Below are 1,707 nucleotides of genomic sequence, written 5' to 3'. Positions count from 1 at the left end.
TGCGCCCAAGGCTGATGGTTCTGAAGCTTTTACCTACGTCAGCTCTGGCTCGCGTGAACTGCTTGAATTAGAACCAATAAACGTTATCCAGGATGCAGACTGCTTTTGGAATCTGATTCACCCGGATGAACTGCCATCGTTACGAGAATCAGTGGCGATCGCCATCAACAATCGGCTGCCCTGGCAATGGGAAGGACGCTTGATTACCCCATCGGGGCGGCTCAAGTGGTTTCAGGGCAAATCTCGTCCAGAGCAAACTGAAGACGGCATGGTGTGGGATGGCTTGTTAATTGACATTACCGAGCGCAAACAGGCAGAACAAGCCCTGCGAGAAAGCGAAGAGTGGGCGCGGCTGGCAATTCAGGTGGGTCGGCTCGGCGGCTGGCGGCTGCACCTGAATACAAACCTGGTTGAAATGGACAAGCGAATGCGTGAAATATGGGGCGAGCCGGAAGATGCGGTGATGATTTCCCTGCCCAGCGTATTGGAGCGGATGCACCCAGACGATCGATCGCGCGTCGCTAATGCGGTGAGTGCAGCGATCGATCCACAATCAACTGGGAGCTACGAAATTGAGTACCGAATTATATGGAATGACGGCACTGAACGCTGGGTACTTGCGAAGGGGCAAGCCCAATTTGAAGGAGAGGGAGAATCTCGGCGAACGGTTGACTTCTTTGGCACATTGCTGGATATTACCCCTACAAAGCAGCGTGAAGCGGAACGCAAGCAAGCAGAAGCCGCCTTAGCCCAGAGCAATCAAACCCTACAGGCGATCATCCAAGCCTGCCCGCTGGCAATTATGGGCTTGCGCTCAGATGGCACGGTGCAAATTTGGAACCCTGCCGCCGCACGCATCTTTGGTTGGAGTCAACAGGAAGTTTTAGGAAAGTTTTTACCCGCAATCCCGGATGGTAAACGGAATGAGTTTTTAAACAACCTGGCAATCACCCTTCAGGGGCAAGGTTTAGCCGGAGTTGAGGCACAGCGTCAAAAGAAGGGCAATGTCCTGTTTGATGTAGAACTATGGGCTGCTCCAGTTGATGAAACCCAAGCCGGAATTAGCTGTGTATCGGTCGTTGCGGATATTACGGCTCGCAAACAAACCGAAGCGGCTTTGCGTCTCAGCGAAGAACGGTTACACAGCTTTGTGGCTGCTAACGTCATTGGAATTTTGTTCGGAGATTTAGAGGGCGGCATTCAGGAAGCCAATGACGAATTTCTCAGGATTGTGGGATACACCCGTGAAGATTTACAGGCAAGAAACCTGAGATGGAGTGATATTACTCCCCCTGAGTATCAGTCATTAGATGAGGAAGCAATTGCTGAGGCGCGGAGACGGGGAGCCTGTGCGCCCTACGAAAAAGAATATATTCGCAAAGACGGTCGCCGAGTTTCAGTTTTAATCGGTTTTAGTCTGGTTTATGCAGTGCGAGAAGAAGCAGTTGCCTTTGTTCTAGATTTGAGCGATCGCAAGCAGGCAGAGGAATCGTTACGTCAGAGCGAAGAACGACTGCGCCTGGCTTTATCAGTAGGTCAATCAGGAATTTGGGATTGGGATATCATCAACAATCACATTACCTGGTCAGAGCAAATTTATCAGTTTCATGGTTTAACCCCCGACACCTTTAGCGGCAAAGTAGAGGATTTTGCAGAGCTAATTCATCCTGAAGATCGTGCAAAAGTCTCGGCAGCCATTCAGCAGGC

The 1,707-nt window shown here is 50.9% G+C and carries 1 protein-coding gene; it reads left to right on the top strand.

Going from position 1 to position 1,707, the window contains the following annotated elements; all coding sequences use genetic code 11:
• Positions 1 to 1,707 (top strand): PAS domain-containing protein (locus tag H6F80_RS00010; RefSeq protein ID WP_190789580.1); only part of this gene is annotated, 1,707 nt, incomplete at both ends.

It is taken from the genome of Leptolyngbya sp. FACHB-711, from assembly GCF_014695615.1.
In the GTDB taxonomy this organism is placed as follows: domain Bacteria; phylum Cyanobacteriota; class Cyanobacteriia; order Elainellales; family Elainellaceae; genus Leptolyngbya_A.
The sequence above is the reverse complement of the archived record's forward strand: the minus strand, read 5'-3'. Positions and strand labels throughout refer to the sequence as shown.